Consider the following 24218-nt stretch of genomic DNA (forward strand, 5'->3'; position numbering starts at 1 on the left):
TGGAAGCCTGGTGGCGGGTTGCCCGGCTAGCGGAGCTTGGCGGACAGCAACTGCTGGGCGGCGCCGATGACCCGGATCTTATCGTCGCTGCCGGCGGGGGGAACGTACATCATCACGGCCTCTCCGTAGTTGACGTCGATGCCCTTCTCGCTCGTCTCCGTGCCGGTCAGGGACTGGTACACCGTCCCCTTGAGGTCGATCGTGTCACCCGCGGCCTTCGGCACGCTGGAGTACGTGTGCGTCAGGTAGCCGAAGACCATCGCACCGCCGTCGCCGGTCAGCAGGGCCTGCGTCCGGTCGGTCCCTGCCTTGTGGACGAAGGTGATGGTGGCTGCCTTGTTGCCGGGATCGGCCACCACGCCGGACTGGAACTCGGTGATCGCGGCGGCGAACGAGTTCTGGTCGAACGTTCCCGCGTTGGCGCCGGACGGCTGCGTCAGGAAGTCCGCGATGGACGCGACGGCATCCTGCGGCGCGGTCGCGAGCGCGCCGGCCTCGTCGAGCGGGACAGGGCCCGTGGCTCCGGGAGCAGGCGGCGAGGGGAAGGTGGTCCCCGGCAGCATCTGCACGGCCGACGCCAGCTTGTAGTTGTCCCGTGGGGTGTCCTGGACGAGCAGGAGCGCCTGCGGCACCGGATTCTCGTCCCCCTGGGTCAGGGCGACGATCGTCCGGGGCCACTCCGGGTCGGTCGGGACCATGTCCAGCAGCACGGGGTCTGCGGCGACCGGCGCGAGGGCGGCGGCGCCCGCGTCCTTCGCACGCACCGCGTAGGAGCCGGTGCGCAGGTCCAGCGCGGCGCCGGCGACGCGCGGGGCCAGGCGCCGCGCGTCGGACGCGGCGTCGGCGTCGGCGACCGTCGAGGCGACGGCGGCGAGGATGCGTTCGAGCTGGGCGTCCAGCACGACCGGCGGACCGCTGGCCCCGCTCCCGGCCGAGGGCGCCCCGTTGGCGGCGGCCGTCGCCGCTGCGCTGGAAGAGCTGGTGGCGGAAGGGGTGGCGGAAGGGGTGGCGGAGACGCTTCCCGATGACGACGGCGAGGGAGACGGCGACGGCGTCGCCATGCCGGGGGCGATCCCGAGCAGCGATCCCGCTCCGACCAGGCCCGCGACGACGAGCGCCGGGCCGGGCGCGGCGATGGACGCCGCTCCACCGGTCGTGCCGCTCCGGGCGTGGCGCCGAGCATGGGCGCGGGTACCTTCGACGGCCTCGGCCGCCCGATTGCCGCCCCGGCCCCGCGGGGCGATGAAGAGGAGCGCGATGCCGAGGACGACGACGAGCGCGCCGCCGATGATCAACGGCAGGGCGAACGGGGTGGACTGGTCGTTCGGTCGGGTGATGGACACCTGCGTGGGAGCCGGCGCCTGGCCGTCGCCTGCGAGCAGGATCGACCAGTCCCCCTCCACGGGTTCGCTCCACCGGTAGGTCAGCGTCCCGTCGCCCGGCTCCTCGGTGGTCCAGAGATCGCTCCCGCTGGGATCGGGGACGGTGTCCTCGCCCTCGGAGTACTCGGAGGACAGCGCGTCCTCGCTCACGCCGTTCACGCTGAGGTGGGCGGCGTCACCGACCCACGCCTCGACGTCCGATGCCCGCCCGACCGCGAGGGTGAAGGGACCCTCGGCCTCGACGGTCACCTCGACCGACCCGTCGGCGTCGCCCCGCGAGCCTGACTCGATCACGGTGACGGGCCCCGACCGCGCGTCCTGCGCGACACGTGCGGTCACCGTCTCGGCGGGAGCCCAGACGGTCCGCTGCCCGATGCCGAGAAGCATCAGCAGGAGACCTGCCACGATGATCGCTACTGCTGTCTTTCCACGCACTGGCTGCCTATCGTCGTCCGTCACGGCGGACCGCGTGGCCCCTTCCGCTCTGATGGCCCGCAGCAGGGCATGCCGCTGCGGGAACTGCTCAGGAATAGTCACCCAATGGTAACGAAGTTCGTCCGGGGTGATCGGCGCGGCGCCGCGCCTCGCTCCAGGACCGGCGGGACGACGGCGTCCACACGGCCGCCCGGGGTGCCGCCCGCCAGGAGCGTCGCCGCCCTCCCCCCGGCTGTTAGGGTTTCGCTAGTTGGACCACCCGCGGACCAGTCACCGCACGGCCGAAAGCAGAGCTCCTCGTTGACAGACCACCAGGACGTCCCGCTCGATCAGCCGCTCCCGCGGCCCGAGGCCGAGGGGACCAGCGACGAAGGGCAGCCCTCCGCCGAACGGCCGACGGGCGTGACGCCGCCGCCCTCGACCCTGCGGTCCCTCTTCACGCTCGCGCGGCGATCGCTCCCCACCGCGCAGCCCCGTCCGCGTTTCGAGTTCCCCCCGGACCGTGAGCCCGACCCGGTGGCCGTCGATCCGGAGGTGTCGCTCGCCGACGAACGCCTCAAGTTCGGCGGTGCGTACCCGAGGAGCATGAGGGCCCACCCCATCCACTTCGGGTTCATGATGAGTGTCGGTGTGGGCCTGGCGCTCCTGGCCTTCTTCATCATCACCAACGTGGGCCAGCTGCTGGTGTGGATCGGGGCGGCCCTCTTCATCGCGCTCGGCCTCGACCCGATCGTCCGCTGGCTCGAGACGAAGCAGGTGCCGAGGCCGGCCGGCATCGCGGTGTCCCTCCTGATCCTGGTGGGGATCGTGGTCGGGTTCTTCGCGCTGCTGATCCCGACGATCGTGAGCCAGACCTCCCAGATCATCGACCGCGCACCGGGCTATGCGGACAGCTTCCTCAACTCCGAGTTCTTCACGACCGTCGACCAGCAGTTCCAGGTGCGGGAGCGCGTGACCTCCGAGATCGACAAGTTCTTCACCAACAGCGAGGCCGTGGGCGGCATCTTCGGCGGCGTCCTCGGTGTGGGGACGGTGATCGTCAACGGACTGTTCGGAGCACTGGTGATCCTGGTCCTCGCCCTCTACTTCCTCGCATCCCTGCCGGGGATGAAGAAGTGGGCCTACCGGCTGGCCCCGCGCTCGCGCCGGCCGCGCGTCGAGGTGCTGTCGGAGGAGATCACCCGCAGCGTCGGCATGTACGTGATCGGGCAGGCCTGCGTCGCCCTGCTGAACGGCTCGTTCGCGTTCATCGTGATGTCCATCGCGGACGTCCCGTTCTCGGTGCTGCTGGCGTTCGTCGTCGCACTGCTGGCCTTCATCCCGCTGGTCGGCGGGACCATCGCCGCCGTCCTCGTCACCCTGATCGCCCTGACGGTGGGCTGGCACACCGCCCTGCTGTTCGCCATCCCGTACGTGGCCTACCTGCAGTTCGAGGCGTACTTCATCTCGCCGCGCATCATGCAGCGTGCCGTCGCGGTCCCCGGTGCCGTCGCGGTGATCGCCGTGATCGCGGGCGGCAGCCTCCTCGGGGTCCTCGGAGCGCTGATCGCCATCCCGACGGCCGCGGCCGTGATGCTCCTGCTCAAGGAAGTCTTCATCGCGCGCCAGGACAGCCAGTAGCGGCGTCCGGCGCTCAGCCCGCCGCCAGCGGTGACGGGGCGACGGCGGCCGGTCCCGTCCATGTGGACGGGAGCGGCAGGTCCACCTCGGGCCGCACGACGCCGACGATCTCGTCGAGCGCACGGGCCGCGTACTTCTCCCCGACCCAGAGGTGCTTCGCCCCGTCGATCCCCGTCACGTCGGCCTGCGGTATGCGCGAGAACCGGTCCTCCGCCTCCTGCGGCACGAGGTAGTCGTCGAACTCGGGCACGAGCACCTTGAGCGGGAGTCCGCTGGAGGCCCACGCGTCGAGATCGGCATCGCCGGCGCGGTGCAGCGGGGGCGAGAGCAGGATCGCGCCCTCGATGAGTTCCGCCACCGGGTCCTGCGCCCCGTACTTCAGGCACAGCTCGGTGCCGAAGGACCAGCCGACCAGCCAGATGTGGTGGAGCCCCTGTGCCACGGCCCAGTCGACCGCGGCCTGCAGGTCGAGGCGCTCGGCGTCACCGCCGTCGAACGTCCCTTCGCTGCAGCCGCGGGGCGAGCAGGTGCCGCGCGTGTTGAAGCGCAGCACGGCGATGTCCGCCAGCGCCGGCAGCCGGAAGGAGGCCTTCTTGTACACGTGTGAATCCATGAAGCCGCCGTGCGTCGGCAGCGGGTGCAGCGTCACGAGGGTAGCCTTCGGCGTCCGCCCCTCGGGAGCCGCGAACTCGCCCACGAGGGTCAGACCGTCCGCGGTCCGCAGTTCGATGTTCCGGCGATCGGCCGGGAGCACCGTCGACGCGCGGATCTCGATCTCCTCGTCGCTGGTCGTGAAGGTGTAGTCGGGGGAATCGCTGGCCATGGGACCAGTCTAGGTGGGGCCGAGCCTGCCGCTCCGTCCTCAGTAGCGGAAGCTCCTGGTCTGCCAGCACCGCACATGCCAGTGCCTCCGGTCGGCGAGGGCCGTCTCGGGGCCGAACAGCGAATCCTCCCGCCACACCACGAGGTGGGCGATTCCGGGCAGGATGGACGAACTGCATCCGGGACACGTGTAGGTCTTGGCCGCATTCCGCTCGGTGATGCGGCGCACCGACCACTCGCCGTCGGGAGCCGACTCGCGCAGCGGAAGCCCCGCGCGCGCCCGCTCGAGGTCCACCTCGGGCGGCGCCGTCCACTTGGGTCGGGAGGACCCGCGGGGGCGGTTCGGACGGTTGGATCGGGGCATCCCTCCAGTCTGCCCGATCCGCCGCCCCGAGGACGCACCGCCGCCCGCCGCTCACGGGTCCGGCGTCCCGGCCGGTAGAGTCTTCGTCGTGCGTCTTGTCATTGCCCGCTGCTCCGTCGATTACATCGGCCGCCTCCGGGCGCATCTCCCGCTGGCCACCCGGCTCCTCATGGTGAAGTCGGACGGCTCCGTCCTCGTGCATTCCGACGGCGGGTCCTACAAGCCGCTGAACTGGATGAGCCCGCCCGCTTCCCTGCGCGTGAGCCAGCCCGACGACGCCGACCGCGCCGAGGGCGTCACCGAGGTCTGGACCGTGCAGCATGCCAAGAGCGACGACAAGCTCGTGATCAGCATCCGCGAGCACCTGCACGACTCGTCCCACGACCTCGGCGTGGATCCCGGGCTCGTGAAGGACGGCGTCGAAGCGGACCTCCAGCGGCTCCTCGCCGAGCAGATCGAACTCCTCGGCGCGGGCTTCACGCTGATCAGGCGCGAGTACATGACCGCGATCGGTCCCGTCGACATCCTCGCGCGGGACGCGGAAGGCCGCACCGTCGCGATCGAGCTCAAGCGGCGCGGCGACATCGACGGCGTCGAGCAGCTCACCCGCTACCTCGAACTGCTCAACCGGGATCCCATCATGTCGCCGGTCCGCGGGGTCTTCGCCGCCCAGCAGATCAAGCCGCAGGCCCGGGTCCTCGCCACGGACCGCGGCATCGACTGCCTCACACTGGACTACGACGCCATGCGCGGCGTCGACGACAGCGCGTCCCGCCTCTTCTAGGCAGGCCCCTAGGGGCCTGCCCTCCGGCCCCCTAGAATCGGACCATGGCCCTCTCCAGCGGAACGCCCCGTGCCCTGTCCGGACGAATGGTGACCGATGCGGGGATCGTCGAGGACGGCGTCCTACGGTGGGAGGGCTCGCGCATCACCGAGGCCGGGGCGTCGCACGGACGCGCGCCCTCGGAGCAGCTGCCCGAGGGCTACCTCATCCTGCCGGGCCTCATCGACCTGCACTGCCACGGTGCCGGCGGAGGCGACTTCACCTCGGGCTCGGTCGCGGACATCGAGGCGGCCGCGGCGCACCTGCACCGCAGCGGGTCGACGACGGTTCTCGCCAGCACCTGCGCGGCACCGCTCGAGGACCTCGAGGCGGCCTTCGGCAGGCTCGCGGCGGCCGCGGACGCAGGGCTGATCGCGGGCATCCACGCCGAGGGGCCCTTCCTGTCGAAGCAGCGCAACGGCGCCCACGATCCCGCTTTCCTGATCCTGCCCACGCAGGAGGACGTCTCCCGCCTCGTCACCGCGGCCCGGGGGCGCCTCGCCTCGATGACCTACGCCCCCGAACTGCCGGGGAGCGACGTCCTCGTCTACGAGCTCGTGATGCACGGGGTGATCCCCTCCATCGGGCACACGGACAGCACCACCGAGGAGACGGGCGCCGCCCTGGACCTCATCAACGAGGAACTGGCCTCGACCGGCTTCGCGGGTTTCAGTGGACGGCCGACGGCGACACACCTGTTCAATGCGATGCCGGTGATCCATCACCGCTCGCCCGGCCCGGCCCCCCTGCTCCTGCAGCGGGCGCGGGCCGGCGAGATCGCCGTCGAACTCATCGCGGACAACGTCCACCTGCACCCGGAGACCGTCCGGATGGCCTTCACGATCGCGGGCTCCGAGAACATCTGCCTGGTCAGCGACTCGACCGCCGCGGCGGGCCGTGCCTCCGGCACCTACAGGCTCGGGCACAGGGAGGTCACCGTCATCGACGGCGCGGCCGTCCTGCTGCAGGGTGGCGCTCTCGCCGGCGGCGCCGGGAGCCTCCTCGACGTCGTGCGCTGCACCATGGCAGCGGGAGTGGGGGTGGTCGACGCCGTCCGCGCCGCGACCGCGGTTCCTGCCGTCGTCCTGGGCCTGGCCGACGAGGTGGGCAGCCTCCGCAGCGGGCTGCGTGCTGACGCCGTCGTGGTGTCACCCGAGCTCGAGCTCAAGGGGGTCCTGCGCGGCGGGACCTGGATCCGGCCGATCGAATCCTAGGAGGGGCTGACCGGCTCCCCCGCATCCCGACCGGTGGTCAGCGCCAGGTGCCGATACCGATCACCGGACCGGCCTCGATCCACGAGGAGAGGCCCGCATAGACGTCGTACTTCATGGCGAGGTCGAACGGCTCGCCCTCGTAGGCCAGCTGGACGATGATCGCCCCCGGCTGGATCCGGACACGCTCCGCCTCGGTGGGCGCACGCCAGCCCTCGACCTCGAGCGAGCTGCGCAGGAAGCGGAACCTGGGGATGGGGCTCAGCGAGAGGAGGCTGAGCCACTCGAGGTTCTTGTCCGTATAACGACAAACCCCCACCCGCCAGCCCTTGGGAGGGAGGCGGATGGAGGCGTCGAAGGTGCCGAGGGCACGGTTGAGCTGATAGCGCCGGAGGAGGAATGCGCCGATCACGAGCACGAGCAGGCCGAAGACGACCGCAAGGCAGATGAACGTCACACCCAGTGCCTCCATGCCGAGGATCCTAGACGGATTCCGGAGTCACCGAACCGCCGACCTTGGCGTTGTCCGCCACGATCACGACACGGTTGGAGTCGACCGAGAAGAAACCGCCATCCACACCGACCACCAGGCGTTCGCCGTTGACCGGCTCCACCGAGAGCTCCCCCGCCTCGAGGATCGCGAGGATGGGGGCGTGGCCCGGGAGGATACCGATCTGCCCGTTGGCCGTGCGTGCGTTGACGGTGCGCGCCGCGCCCGACCACACGAAGTGGTCGGCCGCGACGATTTCGACCTCGAGTTCGCCGTTCGTCGCCATCGGCGCTACTTACCGGTCTGCTCTTGGATCTTGGCCCACTGGCGCTCGACGTCATCGAGTCCGCCGACGTTGAAGAACGCCTGCTCCGCGATGTGGTCGAGGTCGCCGTTGCAGATCGCCGCGAAGCCCTCGATGGTGTCCTTGATGGAGACCGTCGAGCCCTCGACGCCGGTGAACTGCTTGGCGGTGTAGGTGTTCTGCGAGAGGAACTGCTGGATGCGGCGCGCACGGGCGACGACGACCTTGTCCTCTTCGCTGAGCTCGTCGATACCGAGGATCGCGATGATGTCCTGCAGCTCCTTGTTCTTCTGCAGGATCTGCTTCACGCGCACGGCCGTGTTGTAGTGGTCGTGGCCGATGTACTGCGGATCCAGGATGCGCGAGGTCGACGCCAGCGGGTCCACGGCCGGGTACAGGCCACGGGACGCGATCTCGCGGGAGAGCTCGGTGGTCGCATCGAGGTGCGCGAAGGTGGTGGCCGGAGCCGGGTCGGTGTAGTCGTCCGCAGGCACGTAGATCGCCTGCATCGACGTGATCGAGTGGCCCTTCGTCGAGGTGATGCGCTCCTGGAGGAGGCCCATCTCGTCGGCGAGGTTCGGCTGGTAGCCCACGGCGGACGGCATGCGGCCCAGAAGGGTCGACACCTCCGAACCTGCCTGCGTGAACCGGAAGATGTTGTCGATGAAGAGCAGCACGTCCTGGTTCTGGACATCGCGGAAGTACTCCGCCATGGTCAGGGCCGAGAGGGCCACGCGGAGGCGCGTTCCCGGCGGCTCGTCCATCTGGCCGAACACGAGGGCGGTGTCCTTGAGGACGCCGGCCTCTTCCATCTCGACCCAGAGGTCGTTGCCCTCGCGGGTACGCTCGCCGACACCGGCGAACACCGAGGTGCCACCGAAGTTGCGCGCGACACGCGTGATCATCTCCTGGATGAGCACGGTCTTGCCGACACCGGCGCCACCGAACAGGCCGATCTTTCCACCCTTGATGTAGGGGGTGAGGAGGTCGATGACCTTGATGCCGGTCTCGAGCATCTCCGTCGAGCCCTCGAGCGACGCGAAGCTCGGAGCCTTGCGGTGGATGGGCCAGCGCTCGGTGATCTCGAGTGCGGACTCGTCGACGTCGAGGGGCTTGCCCAGGACGTTGAAGATGTGGCCCTTGACGCCGTCGCCCACGGGGACGGAGATCGCCGCTCCGGTGTCCTGGACCACGGTGCCGCGGACGAGTCCGTCGGTGGCCTGCAGGGAGATCGCGCGGACGAGGTTGTCGCCCAGGTGCTGCGAGGTCTCGAACGTGATCAGGCGGGTCTCACCGTTGAGAGTGATCTCGGTGGTGAGGGCGTTGTACATTGCGGGGATTGCGTCGGCCGGGAACTCGACGTCGACAACCGGGCCGATGACACGTGCAATACGGCCGGTGGCGCCGGGGGCAACTGAGTCCGTACCGTGTTCAACAGTCTGGGCAGTCATCTCTCTCACTTCATTTACGTAGATGGCGTGGAACTAAGTCTAGCTGTGCACCCGCGCCCACGAGGACCCGGATGGGGGTGTCAGGAGGCGTTCAGCGCATCCGCGCCGGCCACGATCTCCGAGAGCTCCTGGGTGATCTCCGCCTGGCGGGCGGTGTTGCGCAGGCGCGTGTACTTCTTGATGAGTTCCGTGGCGTTGTCACCCGCGGACTTCATGGCCCGCTGGCGCGCAGCGAGCTCGCTCGCCGCAGCCTGGAGCATGGCCGCGAAGATGCGCGACTCGATGTACCTCGGCAGCAGCGCGTCCAGGACCTGCTCGGGCTCCGGCTCGTACTCGTAGAGCGGGAGCAGCTCGCCGTCCTGCGGCACTTCCTCGTCCACGACCTCGAGCGGGAGCAGCCGCATGACCGACGGCTCCTGCACGACCATGGAGCGGAACTTCGTGTAGACCACGTGGATCTCGTCCACGCCGCCGTCCTCGTAGTCCTTCAGGAAGGTGGACAGGAGGGCTTCACCCACCTCGCGTGCTGTCTCGAACTCGGGAGCATCGGTGCCACCGGTCCAGACCTTCTCGTAGTCCCGGCCGCGGAAGTCGAAGTACGACTGGGCCTTGCGGCCGATCAGGTACGACTGGATCTCCTTGCCCTCGGACCGGAGGGTCTCGAAGAGACCCTCCGCCTGCTTGAGGGCGCTGGCCGAGTACGAACCCGCGAGGCCGCGGTCGGACGACAGCACCAGCACGGCAGCGCGCCGTACCTGACCGCGCTCGGTGGTCAGGGGGTGGTCGATCTCCGACTGCGACGATACGGCCGACACGGCGCGGGTGATCGCGTTGGCGTACGGCAGTGCCGCTGCGACACGCGTGCGCGCCTTGCCGATGCGAGAAGTCGCGATCAGTTCCATCGCCTTGAAGATCTTCCGCGTCGACGTGGTCGAGGCGATCTTCTGGCGGTAGACCCGGATCTGGGCTCCCATTCTTGTCCTTTCCTTCGCTCCCGCTGCGGGAAGCGATCAGGCCAGGGTGCTGCGGGCCGGGAGGGGCGGCGCCCCTCCCGGCTGCAGTACCTCTAGCGCTTCTGTCGAACGATCTTTTCCTGCTCGACCGAATCGGCGTCGATCGCCGCGTGCTCCTCGTGGCCTGCGCCGAAGCCGCTGGCGCCGACTCCGAAGAAGCCCTGCTTGAAGCCGGTGATCTGCGTCTTCAGCTCGTCCGCCGTCGAGTCCTCGAGCTTGCCCGTCTGGGCGAGGGTCGTGAGGACCTGCGACTTGTGGCCGAGGTGCTCCAGGAACTCCGTCTCGAAACGGTTTATGTCCTCGACGGGTACGTCATCGAGGTAACCGTTCGTGCCGGCCCAGATGGACACGACCTGCTGCTCCACCGGCATCGGCGAGTACTGGCCCTGCTTGAGCAGTTCCATGAGCCGTGCGCCGCGGGTCAGCTGCTGGCGTGATGCCGCATCCAGGTCGGACGCGAACATCGCGAACGCCTGCATGTCGCGGTACTGCGCGAGGTCGAGCTTCAAGGTTCCGGAGACCTTCTTCATCGACTTCACCTGTGCGGCACCGCCGACGCGGGACACCGACACACCGACGTCCACGGCGGGACGCTGGTTGGCGTTGAAGAGGTCCGACTGCAGGAAGATCTGGCCGTCGGTGATCGAGATGACGTTGGTCGGGATGTAGGCCGACACGTCGTTCGCCTTCGTCTCGATGAGCGGCAGGCCCGTCATCGAGCCTGCTCCGAGCTCGTCGGAGAGCTTGGCGCAACGCTCTAGGAGGCGGGAGTGCAGGTAGAACACGTCGCCCGGGTAGGCTTCGCGTCCCGGCGGACGGCGCAGCAGCAGCGATACCGCACGGTAGGCCTCTGCCTGCTTCGACAGGTCGTCGAACACGATGAGGACGTGCTTGCCGCCGTACATCCAGTGCTGGCCGATGGCCGAGCCGGCGTACGGAGCGAGGTACTTGAAGCCCGCGGGGTCGGAGGCGGGGGACGCGACGATGGTCGTGTACTCCAGCGCACCCTTGTCCTCGAGGGTCTGGCGGACGGCTGCGATCGTCGATGCCTTCTGGCCGATCGCGACGTAGATGCAGCGGACCTGCTTGTTCACGTCACCGGAAGCCCAGTTGGCCTTCTGGTTGATGATCGTGTCGACGGCGATGGCGGTCTTGCCGGTCTGGCGGTCACCGATGATGAGCTGGCGCTGGCCGCGACCGATCGGGATCATCGCGTCGATGGCCTTGAGGCCGGTCTGCATCGGCTCGTGCACCGACTTGCGCTGCGTGACGCCGGGAGCCTGGGTCTCGAGCGCACGGCGGCCTTCGGCGACGATCTCGCCGAGGTCGTCGATGGGCTGGCCCAGGGGGTCGACGACGCGGCCGAGGAAGGCGTCACCGACGGGAACGGAGAGAATCTCCCCCGTGCGGTGCACTTCCTGGCCTTCTTCGATCCCGTTGTAGTCACCAAGGACGACGACGCCGATTTCACGGGTGTCGAGGTTCTGGGCGAGTCCGAGCGTGCCGTCCTCGAACCGCAGCAGCTCGTTGGCCATGACGGAGGGAAGACCCTCGACACGGGCGATGCCGTCGCTGGCGGTGGTCACGCGGCCGACTTCGACGCGCTCCGCGTTTCCGGGCTCGTAGGACGCCGCAAAATCGTTCAACGCACTACGGACGTCTTCGGCGTTGATGGTCAATTCGGCCATCTCAGTCCCTGCTCTCCTGTGTTGTGGTCACCTTGGGATGCGTGGCGACCGGTGTGTGATTCAGTGGGTGGAACTCGGGTGTCGACAAGCGCGTGCGCCTAGCCCGCCAGCTTGCGGCGGAGTTCGGACAAGCGCGTGATCACGGTGGAGTCGACCATCTCGTCTCCGACGCTCACCCGGACTCCACCGATGAGTGAGGGGTCGACCTTCACGTTGACCTTGAGCTCGCGGCCGTACATGGCGTTCAGCCCGGACTCGAGACGTTCGAACTGGCTCGCCGTCAGCGGACGGGTGACGCTGACGTCGGCGATCCAGCGCTGCTGGCGCGCTGCGACCAGTTCCAGGAACCGCTGCACGAGGGCTGCGGGCTTCAGTCCGCGCGGCGCCCGCACGGCCTGGGCGATGAGGAGCCTGCCGGCGGCGCCCGCCTGCGGAACGAGCTTCAGGCCGAGTGCGACCTTCGACTCAGGGGTGGCTTGTGCTTCCGACAGCGCCCTCTGCAGGGCGTGGTTCGAGGCGACCACCTGGATGAAGGAGTACAGCTCGTTCTCGAGCTGCTCCAAGCCCTCCACACCGCGGCCCTGCTCGGCGACCGAGATGACCACGGTCGCCGCGAGGGTCTCCAGCGCGTCACCGATGTCCCGAGCATTGCCCCAGCGCTCGCTGACGAGGTCACGGACCACGCCGGCGGCTTCGGGAGACACGCGACCGGAGATCAGCTGATCGACCAGCACGGCCTTGTCCTTGCCGGTGCGCGACGGATCCGTCAGCGCCCGGCGGAGCCCGGCATTGCTGTCCAGGATCGCCAGCACGCCGAACAGGTCCTCGGCGAGGGCCAGGGTTGCGCCCGGCAGTCGGGACTCGAGTCCTTCACGGACCGTTGCCAGCGAGAGGCTCGATACTCCTGCCATTACTTCGCTGCACCTGCGCTCTGCGACGAGGTCTCGAGGTCGGCGAGGAAGCGGTCGATGACCCGTGAGGAACGGGCGTCGTCGGCGAGGGACTCCCCGACGATCCGGCTCGCGAGGTCCGTCGCCAGCGTGCCGACCTCGGCGCGGAGCGAGACCACGGCGGCCTGGCGCTCGGCCTCGATCTGCACGTGGGCCTGCTCCGTGATGCGTGCCGACTCGGCAGCGGCCTTCTCCTTGAGGTCCGCAAGGATCTGCGCACCTTCGGCGCGGGCTTCCTCGCGGATGCGGTTGGCCTCGGTGCGAGCGTCCACAAGCTGCTGCTTGTACTCGTCGAGTGCCGCGTTGGCTTCGGCCTGTGCGGCCTCGGCCTTGGCGATACCGCCTTCGATCGCCTCGGTACGCTCTGCGAACGTCTTCTCGAACGCCGGCATGACGTACTTGAAGACGATGAACAGCAGGACGGCGAAGCCGACAACGGTCACCAGCAGTTCCCATAGGTTCGGGATCAGAGGGTTCGATCCCTCTTCCGCCGCCATAATCGCTGCGTTAAGCATTTTTCACCCGTCTTTCTTCAACTGGTCTTCGGTCGGTCGGAGCGGCTGGATCAGGCGCCGATGACGAAGGCGAAGACGAGGCCCAGGATCGCGAGGGCTTCGGTCAGCGCCAGGCCGAGGAAGGCGATGGGCTGGAGGACACGCTGTGCCTCAGGCTGGCGAGCTACGCCATTGATGTAGGCCGCGAAGACGAGGCCGACACCGATACCACCGCCGATTGCGGAGAGACCGTATCCAACGAGGTTGAGGCTACCCTGTACTTCCATTGTGTTCCTTTCAAGATGCCGCTTTGCTGCGACAGGTTGTTTGGGATCATCCCCGACGGGGAAGACGTGTGTGAATCAGTGGGCGTCGGCGTGCAGCGCGCCTTCGATGTAGATCGCGGCGAGCAGCGTGAAGACGTAGGCCTGGAGGATCATGATCAGGGCCTCGAGCATGTACATCGCGACGGATCCGACGAGGACCAGCACGCTCGTACCCTGCAGGAGGATGTTCCCCGTGGAGACCATGTACTCGATGGCCGAGCCGGCGAGGGTCACGATGAGGTGTCCTGCGAGCATCGTCGCGAAGAGTCGCAGCGAGTGGGTGACCGGGCGGACGATGAAGTTCGAGATGATCTCGATCGGCACCACGATCAGGAGGATGTACCACGGGACACCGGAGGGCACCACGGCCAGCTTGAAGTAGCGGATACCGTGCTTCTTGAGGCCGATACCGACCCAGAGGAAGAAGAAGATGGCCGCGATGCCGTAGGCGCTGCCCGGGTGGGAGAACGTCGGCAGCTGCAGGAACGGGATGGCCCCGAAGATGTTGTTCACCAGCACGAAGAAGAAGGCGGTGAAGAGCCAGGGCACGTAGCGGAGGAACTCGCGTCCGCCGATGATGTCCTTGCCGATGGAGTTGCGGACGAATCCGTACGCGGACTCGCCGAGGAACTGCAGCTTGCCGGGGACCAGCTGTCGGCGGCGGGACGCGACCAGGAAGAAGGTCGCGATGAGGATGACCGAGAGGATGGTCAGCAGCATCTGCTTCCCGAATCCGGGGTCCAGCAGGACGCCGTACTCGCCGCCCCACGGAAGGATGTCCCGATAGTGGGTGTCCTCGATCGTCGGGGCTACGAATCCCTCTTCGGTAGTTGCGGCCGGGAGCGCAAGCGCGATCAACGCGTTTCCTCTCTGCAGTGTCCATCGTTGGGCAAGATCTGTTCGGTCGCAGTGGAACTGGTCCGACTCGTTAAGTTGTGAGGATTCACTCGGGTTCGGCCTCGGAACCGGGCGTGCCCCGGGATCCGCCAGGCGGATTCGGGGTGTGGTTCCGGGTGAGGTGGTGCATGTGGGAGAGGTAGAAACCCCCTGCTGCACCTAAGAACGCTCCCGCCAGCACCAACCAGCGCGTGTCGAGGAGATTATCCAGCCCCCAGCCTATCAAACTCCACACCAGGATCCCGCCAATCATGTAGCTGAAGACGGCCATCCCCGCGTTGTATCCGCCGTTGGAGAAGCGGGCGTCGCCCGGCTGCGGAGCCGTCGCGGAGGTCCTGTCCGGACCGTCGGCGGTGGTGGGCATGTCAGGATCCTTCCGATCGGCGCTCGACCGCCGCGGCGGGCGGCGGCCCGCCCGGTGCGTCGTCGTACAGGGGTGTCCGCAGGCGCGAGAAGGCCGCGACCTCCGCGACCTGCCAGGCGATGACGGTCGCGAGGGCCCCGGTGAAGAACCAGGTGCGGTCGAGCCAGCCCGGGGTCCCGAGGAAGAACAGGACGGCCGCGAATCCGACGACCTTGATCGCGTACGTGACGGCGAAGAGCCCGAGCGCGCCGGAGGGATTGGTCCTGCCGGTGAAGTGGCCGATCAGGAGGCTGATACCGAAGAAGGCCATCACGAGGACAGCGCCGAACAGGACGCTCAGGCCCGCAGGAGGCGAGGTGGCCAGCGCGGCCGCGGCGGCGAGCACCAGTGCGAGCACCCCGCCCGCTGCCGCGCTCCTGCCGAGGATCCCCAGCCAGGGTGACTCGGTGGCACCCGACGCCTGGACGAGGTTCGGGTGGGCTCCGGTGGCCGGGCGCTCCGGTCGTGGCACGTGCTGTCCGCTCTGTCGCTGCGCCGGGCGGCGCCCTGCTGGTCCTTCGTCGACGGCGTCGCGAGGGCTGGAGCCGGGGACAGCGGGACTGGACCAGTCGTACCCGGCGCCTGAAATTCTACAGCACCGCGAAGACGCGGCGCCGGTGGTCAGGCGTCCGCTGCGGCCCGGCGGCGTGCGAGTGCGCGGAAGATCCGCGGCGAGTAGAGGTACAGGGCGACGACGACGGCTGCGAAGAGGGACGCGGAGACGGCGAGGGGCGCCGGTGCGGTGGCGAGCACGAAGCCCGCCGCGCCCGTCAGCACGGACAGGACGCTGACGAAGATCGAGACCTGCACGTGGCCCAGGCCCGTGTCGGTCAGCCGCTGGTACACGTGCTGCCGGTGGGCGGTGTAGAGGCGCTCGCCCCGGCGCGCCCTGCGCAGGAACGTGGTGAAGGTGTCCGCGAGGTAGATCAGGACCGGTGAGAGCAGGTACTCGAGGTAGACCCCCGCCAGCAGGCCCGTGACCGCGATCGCGGCGATGGACGCGCCGAGCAGGTAGCTGCCCACATCGCCGAGGAAGACGAAGCCCCTGCCGAGGTTCCAGGGCAGGAAACCGGCGAAGGCGGCGGCCACCACCAGCCCGGCGACCGTCAGCCACAACTGGTCGCTGAGCACGCCCGCGACGGAGTAGAAGGCACCCACGACGACGCCGTGCATCCCCGAGATCCCGTTGATGCCGTCCATGAAGTTGGCCGCATTGATGTAGGTGGCGACGGCGATGGCACCGATGGGGACCCACCAGTAGCTGCTGTCGTCGATGGTGGTGGCGAGGGCGGCCGTGCCGATGGTCCCCACCAGGAGCTGCGCCGAGGCACGGACCCTGACCGAGATGCCGCGGAAGTCCTCGATCCACCCTAGGGTCGCGGAGGCCCCGACCATGCAGACGATGATCAGGATGAGCGACCGGTCGACGGCGACCAGGCCCGTGGCGAGGGAGAGGACGAGCGCCACGAGGATCGCCACCGCGACCGCGACGCCCATGCCGCGGATGACGACGGTGCTGTGCGAGGACCGGCTGTTCGGGATGTCGATGACGCCCAGGCGCTTCAGCACGGGCTTCACGACGACGGGCAGCGCGAGCGACAGGCCGAGTGCGGTGAGCCCGACGAGGACGAGGAGTCCGTTCACGACGTCGGTCCTCCGACGCGCGAGGCTGCGTGCGCGGCGGGAGCGGCGGCATGCCCATCGCCGGCCGAGCCCGGACCCGGGGAGATGCCCCGCCGGCCGTGGTCGAACCCGCCCTCCGCCTTCCACTCCTGCAGGCTGAGCTGCTGGGGGTCGAGCGGCGCCACCGAGGTGTGCGAGATCTTGGGATGCAGCGGACGGGAATCGTCCTCCCCCGCGCCCATGAGATCCTCGTGCATCTTCTCGCCCGGGCGCAGGCCCGTGAAGACGATGTCGATGTCCTTGCCGGACATCGCGATCATGCGCTGGGCGACGTCGAGGATCCTGACGGGCTCGCCCATGTCGAGGATCAGCACCTCCCCTCCCCTGCCGATCGCCCCCGCCTGGACCACGAGCTGGCAGGCTTCGGGGATGGTCATGAAGAAGCGCGTGACCTCGGGATCGGTCACCGTGATGGGACCGCCGTTGCGGATCTGCTCGGTGAAGAGGGGCAGCATGGAGCCGCGGCTGCCGATGACGTTGCCGAAGCGCACCGACACGTACCGCTGGCCCGTCCGCTCCGCGTGCCAGGACGTGAGCTTCTCCGCGACGCGCTTCGAGTGGCCGAGGACGCTCGTGGGATCGGCCGCCTTGTCCGTCGAGATGTTGACGAAACTCGTGACACCGACGGCCGCTGACGCGCGCAGGACGTTGAGCGACCCCTGGACGTTCGTCTTCCAGGCCTCCTCGGGGTACTGCTCGAGCAGTGACACGTGCTTGAGGGCGGCCGCGTGGAACACAACCTGCGGCCTGCGGTCCTCGAAGATGTTCAGCAGGGCGTCGGCGTCCCGGATGTCGGCGAGCACCGTATCGCGCCCCGTCAGCAGGCCGCGCCCCGTGAGCGAGATCTGCGTGGACTGGAGGCCGGTCTCGTCGCGGTCGAGCATGATGAGTTCCGCGGGCTCGAAGGCAGAGAGCTGGCGGCACAGTTCGGACCCGATCGAGCCGCCGGCTCCGGTGACCAGTACGCGTCTGCCCTTGACGTAGCCGGCCACCTCGTCGGGGTGGATGTCCACGGGACGCCGCCCGATGAGGTCCTCGACGGCGACCTCGCGGAAGTCGGCGATCGCCGCACCCGCGGCGCCGAGCATGTCCCGCAGCGGCGGCAGGACGAGCACCTTGATGTTGAGCCCCGCCACGAGGTCCGAGACACGGCGGACCTGGGCCGCCTCCACCTCGGCGAAGGCGATGACGAGGACCGAGGCCTGCGTCCGCGCGGCGACCTCCCGCAGGTCGTCGATCCGGCCGAGGACAGGCACGGTGGACAGCCGGAGGTGCTTCTTCGCGGGGTCGTCGTCGATCAGGCCGACCGGGAAGTACGGCGATTCCGGGTCCTGCATCATGCGGGTCACGAGCGAATTCCCGAGGAACCCGGCGCCGTAGATGAGCGTGCGCTGGGCATCCTCCCCCGGCTTGGCCTTGCTCTCGACGTACATGCGCTTGAGGTAGCGCGTGGCGGCGAGGAACATGCAGGCGAAGGGGAAGGCGATGATGCCGATGCTGCGGGGCACCTCGATGACGGTGAAGAAGGCGACGCTGACGAGCACGAGGATCACGGCGACGAGCACGGCGACGATGACCAGCAGCTTCGCCTCGTGGAAGCTGCCGAAGCTGTACCTGCCGCGGTAGAGGGCGAAGCTCAGTCCCACCACGAGCTGGGCCACGACGGCCACGGCGCAGAAGGCGGCGATGCCGGGGACGTTCACTTCCTTGACCAGCAGTTCGTAGCGCAGGATCAGCGCGAGGAGGATGGCCACGATCCAGGCGGCGGCGTCGAGCAGGTACTGCGACCACAGCCAGATCGCCGGCTTGTCGCCGGGAGGGGCTGCGGCCGTGGAGCCTTGTGTCCGGGCGGAGGCCCGGCCTTCGGTGATTCCCATGATTCCTAACCGTGTCATGCAGGCTGCCACCGCGTCCGCACCCCATCTGCCGCCGCCGGGAAGACCACGGCACCGGCAGGACCAGGTCTGGCCAGGCAGGGGCCCGAACACGGTGTAATAGACTGCTATTACCCGAGAATACTAACTGCACCGCCTGTGCCGGGCCCGTTGCCCACTGCCCTGGCGCGGCCCGGAAGGAACACGTTGCACGTCCCCGACGCCGGCTCATCGCGCGTGTTCATCGTCATCACCACCTTCAATCGGGCCTCCCATCTGCGGCAGCTCCTCGACTCCGTCGCGCATCTCGATCCGGCGCCGGCCGGCATCGTGGTCGTCGACAACGCCAGCACCGATGGCACGGCGGACCTGCTCGCGGCCGTGGATCTGCCCGTGCCGGTCATCGTGCACCGCCTCCCGGCGAACGTCGGCGGCTCGGGTGGTTTCGCCGCGGGCGTCTCCCGCGCGCTCGGGGAGGGGGCGGACTGGCTATGGCTGATGGACGACGACGTCGTCGTCCTCCCCGACGCCCTGACGTCCTTCGCGCCATGGATGCGCCGCTACTCCTGCATCCACGGCCGCCGGTACGACGCCGCGGGCGAGCCCTTCTTCTGGCAGCACATCCTCAACGAGTCCCTCGGCGTCCATCTGCCCGTGCGCGGGGACGTCTTCGCGACGTCGCCGGTCTTCCACACCAATGTGGGCTGCTTCGAGGGCATGCTCGTGACCGCCGATGTCGTCCGCGAGGTCGGCCTGCCCGACGCGCGCTTCTTCCTCAACGGTGACGACCTCACCTACGGGTGGCTCATCTCCCGGCGGCATCCCGTGGCGTACATCGATGCCTTCGTGCTGCGGAAGACACGAGCGCAGCGCCAGATGGACCTGGGGGTCCGGCACCTGAACGACGCGAGCGACCTCTCCCGCTTCTGCGGGATGCGGAACCGCGGGCACCTCGCCCGATACCTCCGGCTGCATGGCCGCTACAACCGCGTGGGCTTCGGCGTCGGGACGCTCCTCACGGCGGGGAAGGAGCTCCTGCGCCTGGTCGCCGTCGAACGCACGCTCGCAGGCGCGTCCTCGATCTGGCGGGGCTGGCGCGCTGCGCGGGTCATCCTGCGCGATCCCGGGTGGCGGCCCGAACCGCCCCTGGCCGGCCGGCCCGTGCCCGGTCCGGCGCCCCGGCCGGGAGGAGCCGTATGAGCTGGCTCGTCCTCGGCGGGTCCGGTTTCGTCGGCTCGGCGGTCCTGCAGGCGCTCCGCTCCGCCGGCATCGACGCCCGATCGATTCCCGCGCCGCGCCTCACGACGTCCGCGGGGACCCCGGAGGCACTCCTCGACGCCGCGCTGGGCACCGACACGACCGCCCTGGCCGCCGCGATCGAGGGACACGACGTCGTCGTCAATGCGGCGGGACTGGCCACGCCTTCCGCCGCCGGCGGCAAGGACCTGCTCGGCGCGAACGCCCTGCTGCCCGCCGTCCTCGCCCGGGCTGCGTCCGCCGGCGGTGCACGACGCCTCGTCCACCTCAGCAGCGCCGCGGTGCAGGGCCGCGCACCGGTGCTGGACGAGACGGACACGGTGCAGCCCTTCTCCGCGTATTCGCGCAGCAAGGCCCTCGGCGAGCAGGCACTGGACCTCACCGCGGTGCGGGAGCCCGCCCTCTCGGTCGTGACGGTACGCGCCACCTCCGTGCAGGGCACGGGCCGTCCCACGACGGCGGCGCTGGCCCGGCTCGCCCGCTCCCCCCTCGCGTCGGTCGCGTCGCCGGGGACCGCGCCGTCCCCCATCACCTCGGTGGAGACGCTCGCGGAACTCGTGCTCGCCCTCGGCCGCTACGAGGGGCCCGTTCCCGCCCGCGTGCTGCAGCCCTGGGAGGGACTCACGGTGCGCACGGTCCTCGAGGCCGCGGGCGGTCATCCGCGCGCGCTGCCCCCGGCACTGTGCAGGGCCGCCGTGACCGGCGGCTACGCCCTTTCGTCCCTGCTACGCGGCCGCCTCGACGGGCACGTACGCCGCGTGGAGCTCATGTGGTTCGGCCAGGACCAGGTACCCGGGTGGGCCGTGGACCAGGGCCTCGCGCCCGGCGCCCGGATCCGCGAGGTGCTCGCGGAGGCCCATGCTGCCGGCACAGGCGATGCCGTGGCGGCGAGGACGTAGGCGAACGACGCCGCGTGGAAGGCGAGACCGGGCGTCAGTTGCCCGAGTCCTCCGGCACGTCGGCCGTGTTGGCGGAGTCCGCGCCGTCCCCGTCGATCCCGACCACGCCCGGCACCACCTCGCGCAGGCGCTCCAGCGAGACGGTTCCCTGCCGGACGACGCGCAGGGTCCCGCCCGTGGCGTCGATGATCGTGGAACCCGTTCCATTGGCCGCGGAGCGCGGACCGGCGTCGAGGTAGACGGCGACCGACTCGGCGAGCTGGGCGGCGGCGGCGTCGGCCGTCGTGGCAGCGGGCTGCCCCGTCCGGTTGGCCGACGACACCGCGAGCGGACCCGTCAGCGTGAGCAGTTCGAGCGCGACGTCGTCGTCCGGCATGCGGAGGGCCACGGTGCCCAGGGTGTCTCCGAGGTCCCACGTCAGGGACGGCTGGGCGTGGCAGATCAGGGTGAGGCCGCCGGGCCAGAAGGCCTCTGCGAGCCTGCGCGCATCCGGGTGGACATCGGTGGCGAGGCCGTCGAGTGTCTGGATGCGCGGGATGAGGACGGGCGGCGGCATGTTGCGTCCGCGGCCCTTGGACGCGAGCAGCGTGGCGACCGCCTGCGGCGAGAAGGCGTCCGCACCGATTCCGTAGACGGTATCGGTGGGCAGGACGACGCACTGCTTGAGGGAGACCGCGCGCTGGGCGGCGGCGAGCCCCTCGCTGCGCTGGGCGGGATCGGAACAGTCGTAGCTGGTGGTCACCGGTCCATCCTTCCATTGCCGGGCGCGCCTCCGCACATCGGCGGCGGTGGCGTGCGCCGGGTCAGGCCTTCGGCGGCGGACCGAACCCCCTGCCGCGGAAACCGGCGGAATACGCCGCGAACCAGGCGCGCAGTCCCCTGAGATCCCGCTGCGTGAGGAAGTAGTAGGGGAAGCCGATGACGTCCGCGCCGAACCAGCGGAGGTTGCGGTACTTGCGGGCGAGGTAGGCACGATTGCGGAAGTAGGAGAACCGCTTGAAGTCCCCCTCAGGGATCACCGGGGTGATGAATCCGCCGAAGATCGGCTTCATCTCCGTCCAGGTGGCCGGGTGCCGCACCGCGACCGTCGCGAGGGTCCCGTACTTCAGGCCCGCCTTCCGCACGCGTGCAAGGAAGTCCACCTCGTCGCCCCGGATGAAGAACTTCATGTCCGGCAGGCCGATCTTCGCGAAGACCTCCGCACGGATGAGGGCCCCGTTGAAGAAGTGCACCATGTCCGGCAGGTACCCCATGGGTTCGAGCGTGGCGCGGTCGTTGGTGAGCAACCCGTTGATGCGGAAGTTGAAGGACAGGCGGGAGGGGTCCGACGTCGCAGCCACGAGCGGGCTCACGATGTCGAGATCGTGCTCGTGCGCCGCACGCAGCAGCTCGGCGAGGCAGCGCTCGTCCTCGGGGTGGCCGTCGTCGTCCATGAGCCAGATCCACTGCGCGCCGCTCGCCATGGCTGCGAGGATCGCGAAGGCGAATCCGCCGGCGCCGCCGAGGTTCGCCTCCGAGCGGAGGTAGTGGATGGTGCCGTCGGCGGCGTCGACGACGGCGCCCGCGGGCCTCGTTCCCGAGTCCACCAGGGCCACGGTCGCGATCGGTGCGCTCTGGGCCGCGAGGGAGCGCAGGAGCTGCGCCAGCTCCTCGTGCCGGTCGTAGGTGACCGCCGCGACGGCCACGGTGTCCGGAGCAGGGGTGGAAGCGGGGGTGCTGGAGGTGGCGGGCGCCGTCATGGAGCGGCCTTTCCGGTGGTGTCGGGCGGAGTGCTGTCGGTAGCCAGGACGGCGCTGGTCGCTCGATCGCGTCCGCTGAGGTCCTGGTGCGTCGTCACGGCGGTCCACAGGCCTGACCGCTCCAGGAAGGCGGCGACCCAGGGGGCCTGCACCTCGGCGTGCTCCAGGACGAAGTAGCCGCCCGGTCTCAGGAGGCGTGCAGCGGAGGAGGCAGCGGCACGCGGCAGCTCCATGCCGTCCGCTCCCCCGCCGTACAGGGCCATCTGCGGATCATGCTCGGCCACCTCCGGCTCGTTCGGGACCGCGTCGGCGGGGATGTACGGCGGGTTGGACACCACGATGTCGAAGGACCCGTCCTGCTCGGGCAGGGCCGTCGCCAGGTCGCCGCGGGTCAGGTGGACCCCGAACGGCGCGAGGTTGGGACCCGCCCACGCCAGTGCCAGGTCGCTCAGTTCGACGGCGTGCACCTCCGCTGCGGGGACCTCGTCCGCCACGGCAGCGGCGATCGCGCCGGAGCCCGTGCCGAGGTCCACGATCTTCGGATGCTGGAGTCCCGCCGCCCGGTCGATCACGAGCTGCGCGACGGTCTCGGTCTCTGGCCGCGGGACGAAGACGCCGGGACCCACGGCGAGGTCGACACGGCGGAAATGCGCCACCCCGGTCAGGTGCTGGAGCGGGACCCGCCGGGCACGCTCGTCGACGAGTGCGTCGAATCCCTCGGGGACCTGGGCGCCGGTGAGGGCGAGGGCACGCACGCGTCCGCGCGAGACTCCCAGCAGGTGGGCGGCCAGGAGTTCCGCATCGACGCGGGGACTCGGCACGCCCGCGTCCCGGAGTCGCCGCTCGGCTGCCCGCAGGGCCTCCTCCACGCCTACTCGTCCGTGCCGATGGCGTCCAGGCGGGCCTGCTCGTCCATCTCGATCGCTGACTGCACCACGGGTTCGAGGTCGCCGTTCATCACGGCGTCGAGGTTGTAGGCCTTGTAGCCCGTGCGGTGGTCCGCGATGCGGTTCTCCGGGTAGTTGTAGGTCCGGATGCGCTCCGAGCGGTCCATGGTGCGGATCTGCGACTTGCGGATGTCCGAGTTCGCCGCATCGATCTTCTCCTGCTCGTGGGCCAGGATGCGCGAACGCAGCACGCGCATCGCGGCCTCGCGGTTCTGCAGCTGCGACTTCTCGTTCTGCATCGCCACCACGATCCCGGTGGGGAGGTGGGTGATGCGCACGGCGGAGTCGGTCGTGTTGACGGACTGGCCGCCGGGACCCGAGGAACGGTAGACGTCGATCTTCAGGTCGTTCTGGCTGATCTCGACCTCCTCGGGCTCGTCGACCTCCGGCAGCACCAGGACCCCCGCGGCCGAGGTGTGGATGCGGCCCTGCGATTCGGTGACGGGCACGCGCTGCACGCGGTGCACGCCGCCCTCGAACTTGAGCCGCGCGTAGACGCCCTCGGCGGGATCGTTCGAGGATCCCTTGATGGCCATCTGGACGTCCTTGTAGCCGCCGAGGTCCGATTCGTTGGCGGAGATCAGTTCCGTCTTCCAGCCGCGCGACTCGGCGTAGCGCGCATACATCCGCAGCAGGTCGCCTGCGAAGAGCGCAGCCTCGTCGCCGCCCTCGCCGCCCTTGACCTCGATGATGACGTTGCGGCTGTCGTTGGGGTCGCGCGGGATGAGCAGGCGGCGCAGGCGCTCCTGCGCCGCGGCGAGCTGCTCTTCGAGGACGGGCACCTCGGCGGCGAACTCGGGATCCTCGGACGCCATCTCGCGGGCCGCTTCGAGGTCGTCGTCGAGCGCGCTCCAGCGGTTGTGCGCGTCGACGATCCGCCCGAGCTCCGCGTACCGGCGGCCGAGCTTCCGGGCCAGCGCCTGGTCGGCGTGCACGGCGGGGTCGGCGAGCTGGTCCTGCAGCTCGGAGTGCTCGTCGAGCAGTCCCTGGATGGATTCGAACATCGGGTGTACCTCTTTCGGCTGGAGCAGCCAGTCTATGAAATCAGGGGCGGACGGTCCGCGGCAGGACGATCCGCCGGTTAACCGACGAACCGCCCGGGAACACGGCCACGGCCCACCCTGGGTGAGTCGTGGCCGCGTTCCG

Annotated in this window: 25 protein-coding genes; 5 read left to right on the top strand and 20 right to left on the bottom strand. The window is 69.4% G+C overall.

What is annotated here, in order from left to right; all coding sequences use genetic code 11:
• Positions 1 to 26: 26 nt before the first annotated feature.
• Positions 27 to 1919: a hypothetical protein gene (locus ACIQCY_RS10790; RefSeq protein ID WP_400483890.1), complete on the bottom strand. Its 1893-nt coding sequence runs from the start codon at positions 1917 to 1919 to the stop codon at positions 27 to 29.
• 198 nt (positions 1920 to 2117) lie between these two features.
• Here ACIQCY_RS10790 and ACIQCY_RS10795 point away from each other — a divergent pair, with 198 nt between their 5' ends.
• Complete coding sequence (locus ACIQCY_RS10795; RefSeq protein WP_400483891.1) at positions 2118 to 3437, top strand: AI-2E family transporter; 1320 nt, start codon at positions 2118 to 2120, stop codon at positions 3435 to 3437.
• A 13-nt stretch (positions 3438 to 3450) separates the two neighbouring features.
• Here the strand turns inward: ACIQCY_RS10795 and ACIQCY_RS10800 are convergent, their stop codons facing one another.
• The gene (locus ACIQCY_RS10800; RefSeq protein ID WP_400483892.1) at positions 3451 to 4260 is read right to left on the bottom strand and encodes an alpha/beta hydrolase; all 810 of its coding nucleotides are present in this window, start codon (positions 4258 to 4260) and stop codon (positions 3451 to 3453) included.
• 39 nt (positions 4261 to 4299) lie between these two features.
• Positions 4300 to 4623, bottom strand: a complete 324-nt coding sequence (locus tag ACIQCY_RS10805) for a hypothetical protein (protein WP_400483893.1) — start codon at positions 4621 to 4623, stop codon at positions 4300 to 4302.
• Positions 4624 to 4711: 88 nt separating this feature from the next.
• Between ACIQCY_RS10805 and nucS the strand changes: the two genes are divergently transcribed.
• Positions 4712 to 5407: an endonuclease NucS gene (gene nucS, locus ACIQCY_RS10810; protein ID WP_400483894.1), complete on the top strand. Its 696-nt coding sequence runs from the start codon at positions 4712 to 4714 to the stop codon at positions 5405 to 5407.
• A 44-nt stretch (positions 5408 to 5451) separates the two neighbouring features.
• Positions 5452 to 6660 (top strand): N-acetylglucosamine-6-phosphate deacetylase, encoded by a 1209-nt coding sequence (locus tag ACIQCY_RS10815; RefSeq protein ID WP_400483895.1) that lies wholly within the window; start codon positions 5452 to 5454, stop codon positions 6658 to 6660.
• A gap of 37 nt (positions 6661 to 6697) precedes the next feature.
• Here the strand turns inward: ACIQCY_RS10815 and ACIQCY_RS10820 are convergent, their stop codons facing one another.
• The 13 genes from ACIQCY_RS10820 to ACIQCY_RS10880 form a co-directional block, all read right to left on the bottom strand.
• Positions 6698 to 7129: a DUF2550 domain-containing protein gene (locus ACIQCY_RS10820; protein WP_400483896.1), complete on the bottom strand. Its 432-nt coding sequence runs from the start codon at positions 7127 to 7129 to the stop codon at positions 6698 to 6700.
• Between the two features lie 10 nt (positions 7130 to 7139).
• Positions 7140 to 7433 carry a F0F1 ATP synthase subunit epsilon gene (locus tag ACIQCY_RS10825; RefSeq protein ID WP_400483897.1) on the bottom strand — a complete coding sequence of 98 codons (294 nt, stop codon included), beginning with the start codon at positions 7431 to 7433 and terminating at the stop codon, positions 7140 to 7142.
• 5 nt (positions 7434 to 7438) lie between these two features.
• Positions 7439 to 8902: a F0F1 ATP synthase subunit beta gene (atpD, locus tag ACIQCY_RS10830; RefSeq protein ID WP_400483898.1), complete on the bottom strand. Its 1464-nt coding sequence runs from the start codon at positions 8900 to 8902 to the stop codon at positions 7439 to 7441.
• An 80-nt stretch (positions 8903 to 8982) separates the two neighbouring features.
• Positions 8983 to 9876: a F0F1 ATP synthase subunit gamma gene (locus ACIQCY_RS10835; protein WP_400483899.1), complete on the bottom strand. Its 894-nt coding sequence runs from the start codon at positions 9874 to 9876 to the stop codon at positions 8983 to 8985.
• A 92-nt stretch (positions 9877 to 9968) separates the two neighbouring features.
• Positions 9969 to 11603 carry a F0F1 ATP synthase subunit alpha gene (gene atpA / locus ACIQCY_RS10840; RefSeq protein WP_400483900.1) on the bottom strand — a complete coding sequence of 545 codons (1635 nt, stop codon included), beginning with the start codon at positions 11601 to 11603 and terminating at the stop codon, positions 9969 to 9971.
• 98 nt (positions 11604 to 11701) lie between these two features.
• Positions 11702 to 12514: a F0F1 ATP synthase subunit delta gene (locus ACIQCY_RS10845; protein WP_400483901.1), complete on the bottom strand. Its 813-nt coding sequence runs from the start codon at positions 12512 to 12514 to the stop codon at positions 11702 to 11704.
• On the bottom strand, positions 12514 to 13068 hold the full coding sequence (locus tag ACIQCY_RS10850) for a F0F1 ATP synthase subunit B (RefSeq protein WP_133080843.1): 555 nt from the start codon (positions 13066 to 13068) through the stop codon (positions 12514 to 12516). The genes ACIQCY_RS10845 and ACIQCY_RS10850 overlap by 1 nt, the downstream gene beginning before the upstream one ends.
• A 50-nt stretch (positions 13069 to 13118) precedes the next feature.
• Positions 13119 to 13334, bottom strand: a complete 216-nt coding sequence (locus ACIQCY_RS10855; RefSeq protein ID WP_019481292.1) for an ATP synthase F0 subunit C — start codon at positions 13332 to 13334, stop codon at positions 13119 to 13121.
• A gap of 75 nt (positions 13335 to 13409) precedes the next feature.
• Entirely contained in the window at positions 13410 to 14231 is an 822-nt protein-coding gene (atpB, locus tag ACIQCY_RS10860) for a F0F1 ATP synthase subunit A (RefSeq protein WP_400483902.1), read from the bottom strand.
• Positions 14232 to 14316: 85 nt separating this feature from the next.
• On the bottom strand, positions 14317 to 14634 hold the full coding sequence (locus ACIQCY_RS10865) for a hypothetical protein (protein WP_400483903.1): 318 nt from the start codon (positions 14632 to 14634) through the stop codon (positions 14317 to 14319).
• Position 14635: 1 nt separating this feature from the next.
• On the bottom strand, positions 14636 to 15145 hold the full coding sequence (locus ACIQCY_RS10870; protein ID WP_400483904.1) for a hypothetical protein: 510 nt from the start codon (positions 15143 to 15145) through the stop codon (positions 14636 to 14638).
• Positions 15146 to 15294: 149 nt separating this feature from the next.
• Positions 15295 to 16317, bottom strand: a complete 1023-nt coding sequence (locus ACIQCY_RS10875; protein WP_400483905.1) for a glycosyltransferase family 4 protein — start codon at positions 16315 to 16317, stop codon at positions 15295 to 15297.
• Positions 16314 to 18233: a polysaccharide biosynthesis protein gene (locus ACIQCY_RS10880; RefSeq protein ID WP_400483906.1), complete on the bottom strand. Its 1920-nt coding sequence runs from the start codon at positions 18231 to 18233 to the stop codon at positions 16314 to 16316. The genes ACIQCY_RS10875 and ACIQCY_RS10880 overlap by 4 nt, the downstream gene beginning before the upstream one ends.
• Before the next feature lie 204 nt (positions 18234 to 18437).
• Here ACIQCY_RS10880 and ACIQCY_RS10885 point away from each other — a divergent pair, with 204 nt between their 5' ends.
• Positions 18438 to 19430, top strand: coding sequence for a glycosyltransferase (locus ACIQCY_RS10885; protein ID WP_400483907.1), 993 nt, complete (start codon positions 18438 to 18440; stop codon positions 19428 to 19430).
• Entirely contained in the window at positions 19427 to 20386 is a 960-nt protein-coding gene (locus ACIQCY_RS10890) for an NAD-dependent epimerase/dehydratase family protein (RefSeq protein ID WP_400483908.1), read from the top strand. Before ACIQCY_RS10885 ends, ACIQCY_RS10890 begins: the two co-directional genes overlap by 4 nt.
• 34 nt (positions 20387 to 20420) lie before the next feature.
• Here the strand turns inward: ACIQCY_RS10890 and ACIQCY_RS10895 are convergent, their stop codons facing one another.
• From ACIQCY_RS10895 to prfA, 4 genes are all read right to left on the bottom strand, one after another.
• Entirely contained in the window at positions 20421 to 21128 is a 708-nt protein-coding gene (locus ACIQCY_RS10895) for an L-threonylcarbamoyladenylate synthase (RefSeq protein ID WP_400483909.1), read from the bottom strand.
• 61 nt (positions 21129 to 21189) lie between these two features.
• Positions 21190 to 22125, bottom strand: coding sequence for a glycosyltransferase (locus ACIQCY_RS10900; RefSeq protein WP_400483910.1), 936 nt, complete (start codon positions 22123 to 22125; stop codon positions 21190 to 21192).
• On the bottom strand, positions 22122 to 22994 hold the full coding sequence (gene prmC / locus ACIQCY_RS10905; RefSeq protein WP_400483911.1) for a peptide chain release factor N(5)-glutamine methyltransferase: 873 nt from the start codon (positions 22992 to 22994) through the stop codon (positions 22122 to 22124). The genes ACIQCY_RS10900 and prmC overlap by 4 nt, the downstream gene beginning before the upstream one ends.
• Positions 22995 to 22996: 2 nt before the next feature.
• The gene (prfA, locus tag ACIQCY_RS10910; protein ID WP_400483912.1) at positions 22997 to 24076 is read right to left on the bottom strand and encodes a peptide chain release factor 1; all 1080 of its coding nucleotides are present in this window, start codon (positions 24074 to 24076) and stop codon (positions 22997 to 22999) included.
• Positions 24077 to 24218 lie beyond the last annotated feature (142 nt).

It is taken from the genome of Arthrobacter sp. NPDC092385 (assembly GCF_044755105.1).
In the GTDB taxonomy this organism is placed as follows: Bacteria; Actinomycetota; Actinomycetes; order Actinomycetales; family Micrococcaceae; genus Arthrobacter_D.

Excerpts from the sequence above, each read along its gene's own strand:
- ACIQCY_RS10800 (WP_400483892.1), bottom strand. The coding sequence starts at position 4,260 with ATGGCCAGCGATTCCCCCGACTACACCTTCACGACCAGCGACGAGGAG.
- ACIQCY_RS10805 (WP_400483893.1), bottom strand. The coding sequence starts at position 4,623 with ATGCCCCGATCCAACCGTCCGAACCGCCCCCGCGGGTCCTCCCGACCC.
- ACIQCY_RS10815 (WP_400483895.1), top strand. The coding sequence starts at position 5,452 with ATGGCCCTCTCCAGCGGAACGCCCCGTGCCCTGTCCGGACGAATGGTG.
- ACIQCY_RS10820 (WP_400483896.1), bottom strand. The coding sequence starts at position 7,129 with ATGGAGGCACTGGGTGTGACGTTCATCTGCCTTGCGGTCGTCTTCGGC.
- ACIQCY_RS10825 (WP_400483897.1), bottom strand. The coding sequence starts at position 7,433 with ATGGCGACGAACGGCGAACTCGAGGTCGAAATCGTCGCGGCCGACCAC.
- atpD (WP_400483898.1), bottom strand. The coding sequence starts at position 8,902 with ATGACTGCCCAGACTGTTGAACACGGTACGGACTCAGTTGCCCCCGGC.
- ACIQCY_RS10835 (WP_400483899.1), bottom strand. The coding sequence starts at position 9,876 with ATGGGAGCCCAGATCCGGGTCTACCGCCAGAAGATCGCCTCGACCACG.
- atpA (WP_400483900.1), bottom strand. The coding sequence starts at position 11,603 with ATGGCCGAATTGACCATCAACGCCGAAGACGTCCGTAGTGCGTTGAAC.
- ACIQCY_RS10845 (WP_400483901.1), bottom strand. The coding sequence starts at position 12,514 with ATGGCAGGAGTATCGAGCCTCTCGCTGGCAACGGTCCGTGAAGGACTC.
- ACIQCY_RS10850 (WP_133080843.1), bottom strand. The coding sequence starts at position 13,068 with ATGCTTAACGCAGCGATTATGGCGGCGGAAGAGGGATCGAACCCTCTG.
- ACIQCY_RS10855 (WP_019481292.1), bottom strand. The coding sequence starts at position 13,334 with ATGGAAGTACAGGGTAGCCTCAACCTCGTTGGATACGGTCTCTCCGCA.
- ACIQCY_RS10865 (WP_400483903.1), bottom strand. The coding sequence starts at position 14,634 with ATGCCCACCACCGCCGACGGTCCGGACAGGACCTCCGCGACGGCTCCG.
- ACIQCY_RS10880 (WP_400483906.1), bottom strand. The coding sequence starts at position 18,233 with ATGGGAATCACCGAAGGCCGGGCCTCCGCCCGGACACAAGGCTCCACG.
- ACIQCY_RS10890 (WP_400483908.1), top strand. The coding sequence starts at position 19,427 with ATGAGCTGGCTCGTCCTCGGCGGGTCCGGTTTCGTCGGCTCGGCGGTC.
- ACIQCY_RS10900 (WP_400483910.1), bottom strand. The coding sequence starts at position 22,125 with ATGACGGCGCCCGCCACCTCCAGCACCCCCGCTTCCACCCCTGCTCCG.
- prfA (WP_400483912.1), bottom strand. The coding sequence starts at position 24,076 with ATGTTCGAATCCATCCAGGGACTGCTCGACGAGCACTCCGAGCTGCAG.